Raw genomic sequence first — 14,751 nt, 5'->3', positions numbered from 1 at the left:
TGATGGATTTTAAGAGAGGGGATGAAAAAAATGAAAGCGGTAACAGTGGTTTCGGAAAAGGCATACAAAAAGACGGAGAGGAATGCTTGGAAGGTATTTAAAAGCCAGAGGTATCTTTACTACATGTCCATTCCGTTTGTTATTTGGGTTTTTGTCTTCCAGTATTTGCCGCTATGGGGCTGGACAATGGCCTTTCAAAAATATAAACCCGGTTTGAGTTTTTTTGAGCAAAAGTGGGTGGGCTTGGAGCATTTTCGTACTTTGTTCCGAGATGATCATTTCTACCAAGTGCTGCGGAACACGCTGGCTATGAGTCTTATGGGACTGATCGCCGGTTTTATCGTGCCGGTTGTCTTTGCTTTACTGCTCAACGAGGTTCGTATCCAGGTTATAAAACGATTTGTTCAGACGGTATCTTATCTGCCGCACTTTGTTTCATGGGTGGTTGCTGCAGGCATTGTCACCAAAATGCTTTCAGCGGATGGCGGTGTCGTGAATGATATGTTCATGGGTCTAGGCATCATCGAACAGCCGATCCAGTTTATGGCCCAAGGTAAATTATTTTGGTGGGTTGTAACCTTCGGAGACATCTGGAAGGAAACAGGTTGGAACGCCATTATTTATCTGGCTGCCATCGCCGGTATTGGTCCTGAATTATACGAGGCTGCGCGGGTCGACGGCGCTAGCCGATTCCGGCAAATGTGGCATATCACGCTGCCAGGGATCCGGCCGACCATTATCATCCTCCTGATTATGTCTATTGGTCATTTGCTCGGTACGGGATTCGAGAAACAATTTTTGCTGGGCAATCACCTGGTCATTGATTACTCTGAAGTACTTGATTTGTATGCGCTTAATTATGGTCTGGCGATGGGACGTTACTCTTTCGGAACGGCAATTAATATCTTTAATTCGGTGATAAGCCTGATCCTATTGTTTGCGGCTAACGGAATCTTTAAGCGCTATACCAACGAGAGTATTATGTAGGGAGGATAAAGGACATGGAGGCTGTCAAAAGCAGTACGCCAGTCGGCCGATTAAACAACTGGCTTAAGGCGAAATCACCACAAGATCGAATCTTAGAAGTCGTTGTTTATCTTTTCATGATTGTGGTAACCGTTCTAACAATCTATCCGTTCTTAAATGTACTGGCTATCTCTTTTAATGATTCGGTAGATACCATTAGAGGGGGAATCACCATCTGGCCAAGACAATTTACGTTGAAGAATTACGATTTGATTTTCACCTATGAGGGGTTAATCACTGGATTCAAGATATCCTTTCTGCGGACCGTCATTGGCACCGTAGCGGGCTTGGCCAGCGGTTCGATGCTTGCGTATACGCTTGCACGAAGTGACTTTCAAGCTCGAAGGTTCATCTCAATCTTTCTTGCCGTCACCATGTATGTTTCCGGGGGATTAATCCCAGGTTTTATCTTGATGAAGGAATTGCATTTGATTGATACATTTGCCGTCTATATTTTACCCGGCCTTGTAAGTGCGTTTAATGTCTTCATTATTCGTTCCTTCATTGATGGTCTGCCTTATGCGTTGCAAGAATCAGCTAAGCTAGATGGTGCCAACGATTTCACGATATATTGGCGCGTTATTCTTCCTCTTTGCAAACCAGCATTAGCGACCGTAGCGCTCTTCTTGGCAGTAGGGCAATGGAACTCTTGGTTCGATACTTATCTGTTTAATGGGTCTAACGAATCGTTGACGACCCTGCAATATGAATTGATGAAAATTTTGCAGAGTACTACAACGAGCGCAACCAATTCTCAGGATGCTGCCAATATGGCTGAGCGTATGGCACAAGTGTCTCCGGAATCGGTCAAAATGGCAATCACCATCATTGTTACAGTCCCGATTCTTATCGTCTATCCTTTTCTACAAAAGTATTTTGTTAAAGGTATGACGCTTGGAGCGGTAAAAAGCTAAAACGAAGCAGCAAACATTCATTATACAGGGAGGTTTCGCTCCATGAAGTCAAGAAAAAACAGAATGATCGTATCTTTCGTAATGTCACTGACTTTAGTGGCGACCCTTGCAGGGTGCAGCGGTAATAATCCGTCCGAGGCTACCAAGGCCGTAACAACGGGTGACATCACGCTTACTTATTTCTCGGAAGACTCCAGCACAAACTGGAATAGCATGAAGGATGAAGTCGGTAAGGTCATCGCTGAAAAAACGGGAGTAACCCTTGATGCTGAATTCGCTGTCGGTGACCCGGTCCAAAAGATTTCATTGATTGCTGCCACAGGAAACTATCCTGATTTAATCGCTGCTAAGGCGGATGTTGGCAAACTTGTCGATGCTGGCGCAATCATTGATCTGACGGATTTGATCGACAAGCATGCACCAAACATCAAAAAAATGCTGGGTGACAAGCTTGTTCGAACAAAGTACAGTTTGGACGACCCATCAATCTATGTGATTCCAACTTGGTCTGCTGTCGAAGAGAAAAAAATCAAACCCGACGTAGGATTTAAACTCCAACACCGTGTCGTCAAGGAAGCGGGATACCCAGACATTCGTACGGTACAGGATTTTGAAAAAGTCATTAAGGACTATCTAACCAAGCATCCGACGGATGAAAATGGCAACAAAAATATCGGACTGTCCCTAAATGCGGACGATTGGCATATGTACCAGGTAACGAACTCAGGATTCCAAACAACAGGGGGACCAGACGATGGTGAATACTACATCGATCAAAAAACACACCAAGCGACTTATCATTTCCGTCGACCGGAAGAAAAAGAATATTTTCGCTGGTTGAATCACATGAATGCCATTGGATTACTTGATCCGGAAAGCTTTGTGCAAAAGACTGACCAGTTTAAAGCGAAAGTGGCTTCAGGTCGCGTACTGGGCCTGGCCGATCCGGAATGGGACTATGGCGACGGACAAAATGCGCTGAAGGCGGAGGGCAAATTCGATCAGACTTACGGTCATTATCCAGTTACCATGAGCAAGGAGTACAAGGATACCAACTTCTGGCTGCCTGGTTTTGATGGGGGGTACGGAATCTCAATCTCTAGCAAATGCAAGGATCCGGTACGCGCTATCCAGTTTCTCGACTTTCTAGCATCGGAAGAGGGGCAAGTCCTGAATAACTGGGGAATTGAAGGAAAGCATTACACGATGAAAGACGGCAAACGGACGATTACTCCGGCTGTACTTGAACGGATAAACAATGACAATGCGGCTTTCCAAAAAGAGTCTGGAATCGGCCTATATTGGAACTTGTCGGTCCATTATGGTGATGGCATCGAGGACTCAACCGGCAACTATTTCACTCGTAGTTATCCAGAACTGCTGACAGCGACTTACAATAAGTCGGAGAAGGAAGTTCTTAAGGCTTATAAGATCGAGCACTGGAAAGATCTATTCCCGAAGGAAGAGGAATTTCCGCCTAGAGCATACGGAGCAGCATATACAATGTCTCTTCCCAATGACGATCCGGCTGTTATTCTTGGAGCCAAGATGAAGGATATTACATGGAAACGAATTCCGGAAGCTGTCATGACTAAACCGGAAAACTTCGACAAGGTTTGGGATGCCTATATGGCAGAACTAGAGAAAGCTGGAGTGCAAGAAATGGAACAATCCTTTACCAAGCATATCCAAGACCGAATTAAGCTGTGGTCCACGAACTAACTCGTTTCGCATAAAAGAACGGGGCCGTTTCCACTTTCCTGCCGGAGAGGAGACGGTCCTTTTTCATAATGTTCTCTTGGTTAGAAAAGTAGCTACATTAACGAAACGGGAGAATAGAAATATGGAGCATTTGAGGTACAAATAAACAGCGGCTACCCTGGTTATTTTCAGAGGCGGCCGCTGTTTGTTAGAGGAAGACTACTTCGTTACTTTACGACGCTGGATGGGACGGTATAGTTACGGATACGTTTAAAGTAATTTACTCCGCTTCATTCTTGGACGAAGTAAATAGGTCTTGGGGAAGCTCATCCCTCGTGATCACGTAATCGCTGTTGAACACTTTTATGAGATGATCCAGGGAGTTATATTGTCCGTTGCGGATGAAGTCGCCTGTCCATGTGGTGAAAAAGAGCCAATGCGCTGAATATGTTTGAAATAATTCAGGATCGCCAATCGGACCGTTTTCGGACAGACCAACCAGCTTCTTGCCTTGCACGAGATTCACCAAGCTGTCATACTTGCCGATACTTGGGCTATAATTAGCCGCCTGGTTGTAGATATCCACACTTACAATATCGATGACATCGTCTCCCGGATACCACTCGGGGCTCTCGGAGTTCCATACCCAGATCAGGTTGTTCAGGTGATGGTAGTTTGTTAGGCGGTCGTACATGATATGGTACAGTTGCTTGGCGGAGTCTGGCCCTTGGGCGCCCCACCAGAACCATTTGCCCTCCGCCTCGTGCAGCGGTCTCCACAGCACCGGAACGTGAGCGTCTTGGAGACGTTTCAACTGAGCAGCAATAGCATCGATATCCCTTAGGATAAGCTGATACTCTTCCGACTCGGGATGAGTGAGCGCATATTGAACGTCGAATGTAGTAGCGTCCTTGTAAAACCCGCGCCACCATTCTTTGCCGGGAATATCATGCAGTCCCTTAGGAGCATTCCAGTGCCATGCGAATGTGACAATTCCACCTTCTTTGGCCCATTGAATCGCCTTTTCCACTTCAGTTGAGGTGGCGCCATGTTCGATGCGAGAGGGGGAATAATCCATCATGTCCGTTGATAACATCGCAGGATACTTTCCAGTTTGGTCTTTAATCCACTGGGCATCCTCAAGAGTGTGCTGACCGGAAAGAATATTGCTGCCGTAACTATCGACGAGATAACCCATAAGTGCCTTGGTTTCCGCAGTCGCATTCGGGTTTACTGGCTTTTTCTCAATCTGATGCAATTTCGGGGGGGACACTGCTGACAGCTTGACGTAGTCGATATGATATTGGTCCGAATCGACATTGAACTGTATGGTATTGTTTCCCGCACTCAGCATCAGTTTACCGCCAGATACCTCTGTGTAGCTTGCTGTTGTCGGGAGTGATGTTTCGCTGGTCTGGCCATTGACCACCAATTGAGTCTTTTTGTCTCCATTGGGGTTACTGTAACCGATTGCAAGATTGTAAAGCCCGCTTGAGGCTGCGTTATAGGCAAAGGTTAACGACCCTGTGCCTTTAAAGGCTGCGTAACCGGTACCGGAATAACCCGTATCAGCAGCTTCGATGCTGACCTCACCAGTAATGGCTCCTTCTTCGGCTTCCATTTTGCTTATGGCAGCAGGCAGATTGGCGAATTCAACCTTCACATACTCGATCCCGTAATATCCCCAGCCTCTTGAAAAAGTCAGCTCGTTTGTGCCAGCATTCAGCATGATCTTAGTTACCATTTTCTCGTTCACCGCCGCACCTTTCGGAGGAGCAGCCAGCGTTACGTTTTCAGCCATTGTGCCATTGACCTTGATGCTGGTATCCTTGGAGCCGGTGTCCGCCGGAATGTAGTAGCCGAGGCTCAGCCTATAAAGACCTGCTGTAGGCACGTTCACTTTAAACGTAGCCGTCCCGTCAGACTTTCCTGAGTTTGGGTCATAGTCATAAAAGAAGGATACATAGCCATCGCCTTTATAAAGCGTATCGCCGGTATAGGGTATATCCCGTTTTTCTACCCCGTAACCTTGAAGAATTGCATTTTTGGAGCTGACGACTATAGGAAAGGGGCTACCGTCAGTGACCAAGTGAGCTGATTCTGCTTTTGCTAGGCTTGGAATTAAACTGAGAGATACCAACAAAAAGGATAAGAGAACAAAACTGAGAATACTGAGAAACCTTTTTTTCCATGGGTCTGGCATATGACTCACTCCTTGAATTAGATGTTAACGCCTTAGTTAATCTGCAACGCATCGTACAGAAAACGCTTTCATAAGTGTGTACATATTAAGTACACTTTGAAGTAATCGATGACAGGTGATTAAGGACCAGCTTGCACTTTTAAACATTCCTTCTTCATTTGTATGCGTTTTCAATATTTGTCATTAATTTTTTCGGTGCCTCACCTCTCTTTAATTTCATCATAAATTAGACGCGAGGCAGGAACCATACAATGAATTTCGGGAAAAATCATCCTTAAATTATGGATTTTTATACTCGGGCGGCAAACAATTTATCTTTATAGAAATGTATAACCCAATATTTTTTAAGGCTATATGGAATAAGCGGGAAGAATAGTTTCAATTTGTGGTATCATGCCAGTAGGTATTCCACGCATAGGAAAAGTATGACTAATGAAAGGGACTAATAAATGATTTCTCATCGATTGCTTACCTACGAAACAATTAGTCAATTAACTGACCAGATTAATAGAGACCAACACTTGTTATTCTATAGCTATTTAAGTCAACGTAAGGAGCAGGCTAAATTTGTTGGTCAATATATAGACGACAAGCTGACGGCGGTCTTAGCATACTTTTGGGGGCTATCCTTCCCTGCTTTTTCTTTCCATTGCATAAATCGCGAGAAACTTAACTTTCCAGCTCTTATTACTTTTACTGAGGAAATCATTCAACTTAAGAAAAATACTGTTTGTGGTACAATCCTCTGTAATCGTGACCTTGAACTTTTTCAATCTCATGGTCTTATATTGGGTAACCCACAACGTTTTTTAACAATGAAGCATATGGATCAATCGAAACTGCTCGATTCAAACTGGGCTGAGCTAGTTAAGGAAAATGACCTTTCAGATATAGTGGATTTATTACGAAATGGCGGCATGAAATTTTTTACGAGGAGCGAACTCGAACAATATCCTTTCCTTGGGATAAAGGAATGTGGTCATTTTATTGCCGTGGGCGGCTTCCACTTTTATGATTCTAAACTCGTTGAGCTCGGAAACATATACACAAGCCCTACCCACAGAGGGAAAGGCCTAGCAAAGCACTTGACGAGCCAACTTACAAAACTGGGCAGATCACTTTCATCAGATATCTACCTGGGAGTACTGAAGGAGAACCAAGCCGCTGTATATCTTTACGAGGGCTTAGGCTATGAGATCACGGCTGAGCAAACTATTGTTGATTTTAAGCTATCTATTGATTGACGAATTAGGCCGCTGTCGCGCGCCGATTGAGAAGTACAACGGAATATAGGTGACTGTTGGTATTAGAGCGGTATCACGCAACCAGAAAAGAAATAGCCCTTAATCCTTGATTTCATTTCTAAATTTCCGGAAATCTTTAGGTGTTCTTTCATGATGTTTTTTAAAAGACTGAATGAAGTGATTTACATGATTGAACCCCACTCTGTGGGCTATTTCAGTTATTGTAGAATCTGTTGAAATTAATAACTCGCTGCTTTTCTTGATACGGTACTTAATTAAATAGTCGTAAGGTGTCATATGAATGGTTCTCTTAAAACTACGAGTGCATTCCGAAATACTTAAATGTGCTACTTCAGCAATTTCTTGCAGTGTTATATTGTCTGAATAGTTTTGATGGATAAAGCTGAGCATCAATTGAAGTCTTTCCTGTTGCAGTTTCATGTGTTTAGGTGCTTCCTCCGAAGAAAGCGAAATGTTAGAAATTATGATGAACCATAATTGTACTGTTTTAATAGAAACCTCATATTCCCACCCCCAGTTTTTTTTTATATCAAATTTCTCTTTCATATCCCAAAGCATTTGCAGTATTTGAATTTGCCATTCAACATCTCCTTTGATTACTAATGACAATAAGAGAGAGTTTGTATAAGGCAGTACATAGTTTTTTTCCATCGCACTATCTGCATAAAAGGCCAGCAGCTTCTCCGGGAAATTAAAACTGACATATTGGCCGTTATGTGTAAGGTGCGTAGTAACGTGAAGAACACCTTTATTAATTAAAATGGCCTGACCTGTTTCTAATTCATGATCAATCCCGTTAACTTGGATTACTAGCTTCCCTTTGGTAACCAAAGTGATTTGTAGTTCCTCATGCCAATGTAGATCGTTAAATCCTCTACCTTCAGGACTACTTGCATGAATAGTATGGGTGTACATGATGTATGGAAATGAAACATCGGGATATAGAATGGTCTCATGCAATTGTTTTTCCATTTTAGCGAGGTCCTTTCTGATGACGATATTTCTATATAAATTAAAGATATAGTTACACAAAATAAATAAAAGTGGTGATATTATTATACCAGATCTTCGGCTTATCATTACAATCCTGTGCACAGGCGATTGGATAAGACCTCTTGGAGGCGTACATGTGAAAATAAATCAATCGTCGTTACCGTTTCATCCGTATATTTTGCTTTTAATCAGCATACTGTCTGTCTCTATCTCATCCATCATGATCAAATCTTCAGATACTCCAACCTCTGTGGCTGGGATGTACAGATTGTATATGTCAGTACTCATAATGCTTCCTTTTGTACCTTGGAAAATGTTCCGTACCTTAGAAATGAACAAAAAAGATTGGATTACCGTTTTCATAGCCGGTCTTTTTCTCGGGTTACATTTCTTACTCTGGATGGAATCTTTAGTATATACCTCAGTTGCGAGCTCCATGGTCATCTTATCTTTACAGCCTTTATTTGTAATGATGGGTTCATACTTTATGTTCAGAGACCGAACCAACATATTAACCATACTTTGTTTGATCGCCGCTCTTGTCGGTTCAATCATTATTGCTTGGGGAGACATAGGGATTTCGAGAGAGGCATTGATCGGAGATGGATTATCTTTATTGGGAACAATTTTGGTTTCAGCATATATGTTGGCAGGACAGAAAGTAAGTCACAAAATAAATGCAAATTTATATAGTGTTATTGTTTTTTTTATTGGTGGCAGCGTCATGCTGGTCTACAATTTGTTGAATCATTATTCCTTGATTGAATATGACTCGTCGGAATGGATGTATTTCTTGTTACTTGCAGTAATCCCAACTATTTTTGGACAATATATTTTTAATCTGTTGTTGAAATCAATGGGTGCAACTACGGTCTCAGTTGGTATTATTGGAGAGCCTGTTCTTGCCATAATCCTCGCCTACTTATTCTTGGGAGAAATCATTTCTGCATTTCAATTCATAGGTGGAATCATGACTTTATTCGGTATGGGAATGTATTTTTGGGCAAAATCTTTAAAGTATACTACAGTTGCAAAATATTAAATTTGAAATTGATTTTGGCAAGATATCGGTGTAAAAACTTCGAGTGCGCAAATTACAGAAAGATATGTGGCTGAAGATATTATAGGGGAACAAATTATAGGTGTAGTCAACTTTCCACCTCGACGGATAGCAGGCTTTAACTCAGAGGTATTGGTTCTTGGAGGAATACCCGAAAAGGGGGATGTGATTCTATTGAAACCAGATATCAAACTACCTGATGGAACACCTATTGGGTGATAGAACGCTTGGATAATCTAACAGGACATGATCGTTCAATAGCAAGTTAAAACAGATAGTGGCAGGCTAGGGCTTTATTTTTAAGTCCTAGTCTGCCACTTTTTTATTTGGTCTGTCCAAATTTTATTTGATTTATTATTGGTCTGCACAATTCTCCATACCAGCTATACGCCGTATCCCTATCTGGCTGGGATGCTGCGTGTCCCCTCTGTCATCGGGGAGGCGCAGAGCGGGCACACTGGCGGCGTGCTTGTGCTAGCCGCGCTTGTACGGCGTCCGCTTGTTGTGTCGCGACGCATCCACGCTTTGCAAGCGCCGTCGGTACATTTCCACACGGGCACGCTGATGCGTGGCTCCGCCGGAGACCCTGCCACCGACGAGGTTGTCCGTGCCGTAGCGCTGCCTGGTCCCGGCCTGCTGCTCACACGGGTCGCTGTGCCAGACGCTGGCGATCCAGCGCCAGCACGGCTGCCATACCCGGAAGCACCCTTCGCTTGGCCAAAGCTACTGCGGCGTGTTTCTGGCTTGGAAGCCTCAGGGGTGACCCCATAGGCTTCCAGCAGGAAGCGTGACACGGCGGCAGGCTTGCCATGATTAGAGGCGGGGGAGGTGATGTATAGCAACTCCTTCGCCCGGGTGACGGCCACGTAAGCGAGGCGGCGCTCTTCTTCAAGCGCTGCATCGTTATCCACAGCTGTAGTTGGGGCGGCGCCTGCCCGCCGATCCTCCGGCAGCTCGCTGTGCAGCGCCGAGCTGTGCGGCAGAATGCCTTCGCTGGCTCCGATCCAATATACGCAAGGGAATTCCAATCCCTTGGCGCGGTGGATCGTCATGAGCCGAACAGCATCGCTGTCTTCCTCTCTGCGCAGCGATTCCATTTGGCGGTGACGCTCGGAAAGCTCGTCCGCAAAGCTGACGAACGCCTCCACAGTGTCAAACCGCTTGGCTGCCGTTTCGAGCTCCTCCAGACTTTCTTGCATCGTTTCCTTATAATGAGTCCACGCGCCCGTATCTCCACTTTCCAAATATTTGTCATAAAAGACGCGCCGCATTTCTTGAATGGCATAGGCAGGTTTCATGGTAGTGAGACTGCGAATCAGACGAATACGCTCTTTCACTTGTTCACGCTGAAAATCACGTAGTCGATCCCAGCGGCTGAGATGAATCAGCGGGTATTTTTTAGCCTGCTGTTTCTCCTCGCGCATAATCCATTCCATCCCAGCCTCACGCGAGACGTACAGCGGCCCAAGGGTGCTCGGAATGGATTCCATACGTCGGGGATTTAGCGACAAGCGCAGGTGATCCATTAAAGGACGAATCAGGGACTGGTCATAAAATACAGCCCCTGCTCCGTACTGAATAAATGGGACATCCCGCATAATTAATTGCTCAAAAATAGATCGGCTTCCGCTGGCTGTCCGGTGCAAAATAGCGATATCCCGGTAGCGAAGACGACCTTCTTCTACCTGCCCGAGCAGATGAGTAACAATATGTCCCGCCTCTTCCTCAGGCCCAGATGGGGTGGCAAACTGTGGCGGCAAGCCCTCACGCCCGGCAGCCGCAAGACGTTTGGAGCGTCGATGAACATTTTTGGCGACAATGTTAGAGCCCAGCCCCAAAATCCGCGCATCGCTGCGATAATTAATATCCAGAGTAATGACCTTTGCATCCTTATAGACCTTGTCAAACTCCAGAATAGATTCCTGGCGTGCCCCATTAAAGGTATAGATCGTCTGGTCATCATCCCCCACAACCATCAGATTGCGATGTCGGGCAGCCAACCGCTGCACCATCTCATATTGGAGGGCATTCGTATCCTGAAATTCATCGACCATGATATGTGAAAAACGTCGCTGAAGCGGCTGAAGCACATCCGGGTCACGCAGTAGTGCGGAGGCACGCAGCAGAATATCGTCAAAATCCATTTTATTGCGCTCCTGTTTCCACGCTTCATAAGCGAGCATGGCACGCTTGGCATCCGATTCCTCGCGCACGGTTTCCGGCAGCTCGTCCGCGCTGCGGCCTTCCGCTTTCCAGGCGGAGAGGGCAGACAGCAGGCTTTCCGGCTGGAAAGCTTCGCTGAGCCCAAGCTGCCGCAGCATCATTTTCATGACGGTATGCTGGGCCTGCGTTTCACCGAACACTTCATCTTGCACGCCGCGATGCCGCAGCATCGCCAAAGCGAATGAGTGAAACGTGCGTGCCTGAACTGCACGTGCAGCGGCAGGGCGCACACCGGGTAATCCCGCGATGCGCAGTTTCATTTCGGCAGCTGCCTTGCTGGTGAAGGTCACCAGCAGAATGGACGATGCAGGGACATCCCGAATCGCCATCAGGTAGCCTGCGCGGGCAGCCAGCACTGTGGTTTTGCCGCAGCCAGCCCCTGCAAGGGTCAGTAGGGGGCCTTTGCCGTGGCGGACGGCCTGAATCTGCGGGCGGTTCAGGTGAATGCCGGCGTTCTCTAAAGCACGGAAATAGGCCGAGTCTTGGTCGGTATCGGGTACCAGCGTCATACTGGTATCCATGGAAGCACGACGTGCCTGAGGGCTCGACGTTGAATAAGGAACCCCGATGGGTCGGGGGTAAAAAGAAGGATTTGGGTCCATAATCCTGAAACCCCTTTCGTTCTTAAAATCTTCCATTTTCACAAATGGGGGTAGTTTTTGGTATGATAGAGTTCTAGTCAGCTTTAGCTGACGATAAGAACAAGGCGATGGACTAAAATAATGCTGAAATTCATGCGGATCTTGCCGAAGCGTCAGAACGTCAATACGTTGACGCCAATGCCTATAGCCTTCAAACAGGCGATATGACCGCATTCCATTATACAGGAGTTCGAGGTTTGCCAACAGAAAAAAACTTTGGGATATACGGACGGTACAGTGAAATCCGGCTGGATATGGGGAGGAAATAACGATGAAGCTGATTCAACGTATAAAGGAAGGCGCTAATCGCGCAACAGAAAAGGCGCAGCATGCTGTCGAGATTAGTAAGATCAATTCACAAATTACAACGATCCAGCAGGAAATGGATGTTCATTTCTTGCGAATGGGTCAAATCTTTTACGAAGGTTATCGCGCATCCGACATGTCGGTGGCAGAAACCGAGATGACACAGCTATCCACTGCTTGTGATGAGCTTCAGGATGAAATTGACGAGCTGCGCAGTAGAATTGCAGAATTGAAGAACGCTCATTTATGCACCTGTGGAGCGGTTGTGCCTCTGGATGCGAACTTTTGCCCTAAATGCGGACGCAAGCTCAATGAAGGACAGGCTGCTTCCAAACAAGTAGCTGCTGTGCGTGAAGAGGTGCCAACGGACGTCTATTCTTTTGATCTGCGCAAGCCAGAGGTAGCGAAGGATGCTGCGCCTGCTTACACGGAGTATGCAGAACATGAAGTAGTCGATCGACATGAACAGGAACAGGATGAGCGGTATGAAACACACGAACCAGCGGGACTAGACCGCGATTATACAGTGTCTGATTTTACACCGGAGGAAAAAGCGGCATTCGACGCTGAGTGGGAGCGCCGTCGTCAGGAAGATCTGGAAAAAGAACACCGTCGTCTTGAAGAATTGGCACGTGAGCGTGAGCGTCAGGAGGAGCTGGACGAGCGGATTCGATATTGGAAGGCCAACAACTCCGGGGCTGAGAAACCGGCAACGCCGTCTGCACAAGTACGTGAAAATGTAAAATGCCAAATCTGCACCGCAGAACTACCCAAAGGGTCCAAGTGGTGCCCGCGTTGCGGAGCTGAACAGATTTAACGCAGCCGAACAGGCTGCTGCAGGACACAGACATAACGCCGGGCAGCATAGGGGGAACAGAATATATGGAGCGTTTGCTGCATCATCTGCGGAATCTGGGTTTTACGGAAATGGAAGCCAAGGTTATGGTCGAGCTTTCGAGGCAAAATGCGGCTTCCGGCTATGAAGTGGCTAAGCGTCTGGGTGCATCACGCTCCAACGTGTACGCGGCTTTACAGCGTTTGGCCGGGCAGGGATACCTCAGAACCAGTGCGGGAGAGCCTGTACGTTACAGCATGCTGCCACCGGCTGAATTGACCCGGATGATCGAAGGACAAATGCAGGAGTCTCTACGTGCAGTGGAGAAAGAAATGCCACGAACAGAACCAACCAAGCCGACCTTTTATAATGCGGAAGGCGATCGGAAGGTACTGGAAAGTCTGACCCGTGAGTTGGAACGGGCAGAGCATGAGATTGTGTTGGACTTGTGGCGCGAGGAAGCCGAACTGCTGCGGACAGAGTTGGAGAAAGCCGAGAGTCGAGGTGTGCGTCTGCTCTGGTCCTGCGATAACGGAGAAAGCATGATGGGACCGTGGTTACCGCTTAGGTCTGGTACAGACGGACAGGAACCAGCAGGGCGTAAGTTTTCTTTTGTTATTGATCGGCGTTGGTGCATGCTGGGTATGCGGGGAGAGAATTGCCCGACACAGGCGCTTATTACCGAGCATCCGGTAATGACAGGCCTGCTGCTTAATCATTTTGCTCAGGATCTTATTCTGTATGAGCTGGAGCATGATATGGGCAGAGAACTGTCGACCCGGTATGGCTGGCGGTATGAAGGCATTATCGGCAAATATATGTCAGCTGGGGAATAGCTAAAGATTACCGGGTAGGAAGTTCCATCAGTGCCCGGCATATAGATGTAATATAGCCCGCCTTATGAGGCACGAATTGATCCGATGTGATCAGGCGGCGAGTTTTTTCTGGGTTCGGCCCTGACGTAATGCCTTGGGCTTCGATAAAGGGAATATAGCCTTCAAAAAGGGCCAGTGCTTGGTCAAGATCCGCTTCGTACAGTCCGGCTACTTCTTCTTGCTGGAGATGATAAGCTTCCAATGGCTGGTTCGATAGCAGTCCAAACACCGAGCTAACCTCCCGATCCCAAAAAGAGGTGCCCTGGGCGGTACCTTTGCTTTCATACCGAACGGTCATCAGCGGTGTTAATGAGGTAAAGGGAACATGAATGCCCAGTTCTTCCTCCAGCTCGCGAGCCGCCTGAGACATATCTTCGCCTGCCGTCAAATGACCGGCTGCTGTAATATCGTAGCATCCGGGGAAGGTATCCTTCGTATCCTGACGCTGTTGGAATAGCAAGCGACGGCCTGTAGAAGTGTCTCGTGCTAGCCAGCAGTGAAAGGTATGGTGCCAGTATCCCTTGGCATGTGCGTCTCGTCGGGAGGCTGTGCCAAGGGGGTTGTCTTCATCGTCGTAGATATCCAGAAGCTCGCTATTCATCGTGGTTCCTCCTATAGTAAGCAGAAATCAAAGGTCTACTTTACAGTATAACGTGTTTTCTGTCCTAACGATATGAAGGCGGGTGTGGAATGTGGAGTGGCATTTGGG

Annotated in this window: 11 protein-coding genes and 1 pseudogene; 8 read left to right on the top strand and 4 right to left on the bottom strand. The window is 46.5% G+C overall.

Features of this window, described 5'->3' with window-relative positions; translation table 11 throughout:
- Positions 1-30 precede the first annotated feature (30 nt).
- The 3 genes from ACEN8J_RS19475 to ACEN8J_RS19465 are packed head-to-tail and all read left to right on the top strand — an operon-like array spanning position 31 to position 3,662.
- Entirely contained in the window at positions 31-987 is a 957-nt protein-coding gene (locus tag ACEN8J_RS19475) for an ABC transporter permease (protein WP_029515960.1), read from the top strand.
- 14 nt (positions 988-1,001) lie between these two features.
- The gene (locus tag ACEN8J_RS19470; RefSeq protein WP_029515959.1) at positions 1,002-1,940 is read left to right on the top strand and encodes a carbohydrate ABC transporter permease; all 939 of its coding nucleotides are present in this window, start codon (positions 1,002-1,004) and stop codon (positions 1,938-1,940) included.
- A 42-nt stretch (positions 1,941-1,982) separates the two neighbouring features.
- A complete protein-coding gene (locus tag ACEN8J_RS19465) occupies positions 1,983-3,662 on the top strand; it encodes an ABC transporter substrate-binding protein (protein ID WP_342425599.1) in 1,680 nt (559 codons plus the stop codon).
- Positions 3,663-3,921: 259 nt separating this feature from the next.
- Here the strand turns inward: ACEN8J_RS19465 and ACEN8J_RS19460 are convergent, their stop codons facing one another.
- Complete coding sequence (locus tag ACEN8J_RS19460) at positions 3,922-5,844, bottom strand: glycosyl hydrolase (protein WP_342425600.1); 1,923 nt, start codon at positions 5,842-5,844, stop codon at positions 3,922-3,924.
- Positions 5,845-6,293: 449 nt separating this feature from the next.
- Between ACEN8J_RS19460 and ACEN8J_RS19455 the strand changes: the two genes are divergently transcribed.
- The gene (locus tag ACEN8J_RS19455) at positions 6,294-7,088 is read left to right on the top strand and encodes a GNAT family N-acetyltransferase (RefSeq protein ID WP_165148136.1); all 795 of its coding nucleotides are present in this window, start codon (positions 6,294-6,296) and stop codon (positions 7,086-7,088) included.
- 99 nt (positions 7,089-7,187) lie between these two features.
- On the opposite strand, the gene ACEN8J_RS19450 is transcribed toward ACEN8J_RS19455, so the two are convergent.
- Complete coding sequence (locus ACEN8J_RS19450; RefSeq protein WP_495593865.1) at positions 7,188-8,081, bottom strand: AraC family transcriptional regulator; 894 nt, start codon at positions 8,079-8,081, stop codon at positions 7,188-7,190.
- 157 nt (positions 8,082-8,238) lie between these two features.
- On the opposite strand from ACEN8J_RS19450, the gene ACEN8J_RS19445 reads away from it, so the two are divergent.
- Complete coding sequence (locus ACEN8J_RS19445; RefSeq protein ID WP_340931270.1) at positions 8,239-9,144, top strand: DMT family transporter; 906 nt, start codon at positions 8,239-8,241, stop codon at positions 9,142-9,144.
- Positions 9,140-9,381 (top strand): annotated as a pseudogene (locus tag ACEN8J_RS19440) (tRNA-binding protein); the annotation flags it as partial. The gene ACEN8J_RS19445 and the pseudogene ACEN8J_RS19440, both read left to right, overlap by 5 nt.
- Positions 9,382-9,560: 179 nt before the next feature.
- Here the strand turns inward: ACEN8J_RS19440 and ACEN8J_RS19435 are convergent.
- Positions 9,561-11,987 (bottom strand): UvrD-helicase domain-containing protein, encoded by a 2,427-nt coding sequence (locus ACEN8J_RS19435; protein ID WP_495593864.1) that lies wholly within the window; start codon positions 11,985-11,987, stop codon positions 9,561-9,563.
- 310 nt (positions 11,988-12,297) lie between these two features.
- On the opposite strand from ACEN8J_RS19435, the gene ACEN8J_RS19430 reads away from it, so the two are divergent.
- Entirely contained in the window at positions 12,298-13,149 is an 852-nt protein-coding gene (locus tag ACEN8J_RS19430; protein ID WP_029515952.1) for a zinc ribbon domain-containing protein, read from the top strand.
- Between the two features lie 65 nt (positions 13,150-13,214).
- Positions 13,215-14,003: a TrmB family transcriptional regulator gene (locus ACEN8J_RS19425; RefSeq protein ID WP_029515951.1), complete on the top strand. Its 789-nt coding sequence runs from the start codon at positions 13,215-13,217 to the stop codon at positions 14,001-14,003.
- 7 nt (positions 14,004-14,010) lie between these two features.
- On the opposite strand, the gene ACEN8J_RS19420 is transcribed toward ACEN8J_RS19425, so the two are convergent.
- On the bottom strand, positions 14,011-14,643 hold the full coding sequence (locus tag ACEN8J_RS19420) for an NUDIX hydrolase (protein ID WP_029515950.1): 633 nt from the start codon (positions 14,641-14,643) through the stop codon (positions 14,011-14,013).
- Between the last annotated feature and the right edge of the window lie 108 nt (positions 14,644-14,751).

Source organism: Paenibacillus sp. Paensp38 (assembly GCF_059491915.1).
The sequence above is the reverse complement of the archived record's forward strand: the minus strand, read 5'-3'. Positions and strand labels throughout refer to the sequence as shown.

What these genes read in the sequence shown, in the direction of transcription:
- ACEN8J_RS19475 (WP_029515960.1), top strand. Translation starts at nt 31, where the DNA reads ATGAAAGCGGTAACAGTGGTTTCGGAAAAGGCATACAAAAAGACGGAG.
- ACEN8J_RS19470 (WP_029515959.1), top strand. Translation starts at nt 1,002, where the DNA reads ATGGAGGCTGTCAAAAGCAGTACGCCAGTCGGCCGATTAAACAACTGG.
- ACEN8J_RS19465 (WP_342425599.1), top strand. Translation starts at nt 1,983, where the DNA reads ATGAAGTCAAGAAAAAACAGAATGATCGTATCTTTCGTAATGTCACTG.
- ACEN8J_RS19460 (WP_342425600.1), bottom strand. Translation starts at nt 5,844, where the DNA reads ATGCCAGACCCATGGAAAAAAAGGTTTCTCAGTATTCTCAGTTTTGTT.
- ACEN8J_RS19455 (WP_165148136.1), top strand. Translation starts at nt 6,294, where the DNA reads ATGATTTCTCATCGATTGCTTACCTACGAAACAATTAGTCAATTAACT.
- ACEN8J_RS19450 (WP_495593865.1), bottom strand. Translation starts at nt 8,081, where the DNA reads ATGGAAAAACAATTGCATGAGACCATTCTATATCCCGATGTTTCATTT.
- ACEN8J_RS19435 (WP_495593864.1), bottom strand. Translation starts at nt 11,987, where the DNA reads ATGGACCCAAATCCTTCTTTTTACCCCCGACCCATCGGGGTTCCTTAT.
- ACEN8J_RS19430 (WP_029515952.1), top strand. Translation starts at nt 12,298, where the DNA reads ATGAAGCTGATTCAACGTATAAAGGAAGGCGCTAATCGCGCAACAGAA.
- ACEN8J_RS19425 (WP_029515951.1), top strand. Translation starts at nt 13,215, where the DNA reads ATGGAGCGTTTGCTGCATCATCTGCGGAATCTGGGTTTTACGGAAATG.
- ACEN8J_RS19420 (WP_029515950.1), bottom strand. Translation starts at nt 14,643, where the DNA reads ATGAATAGCGAGCTTCTGGATATCTACGACGATGAAGACAACCCCCTT.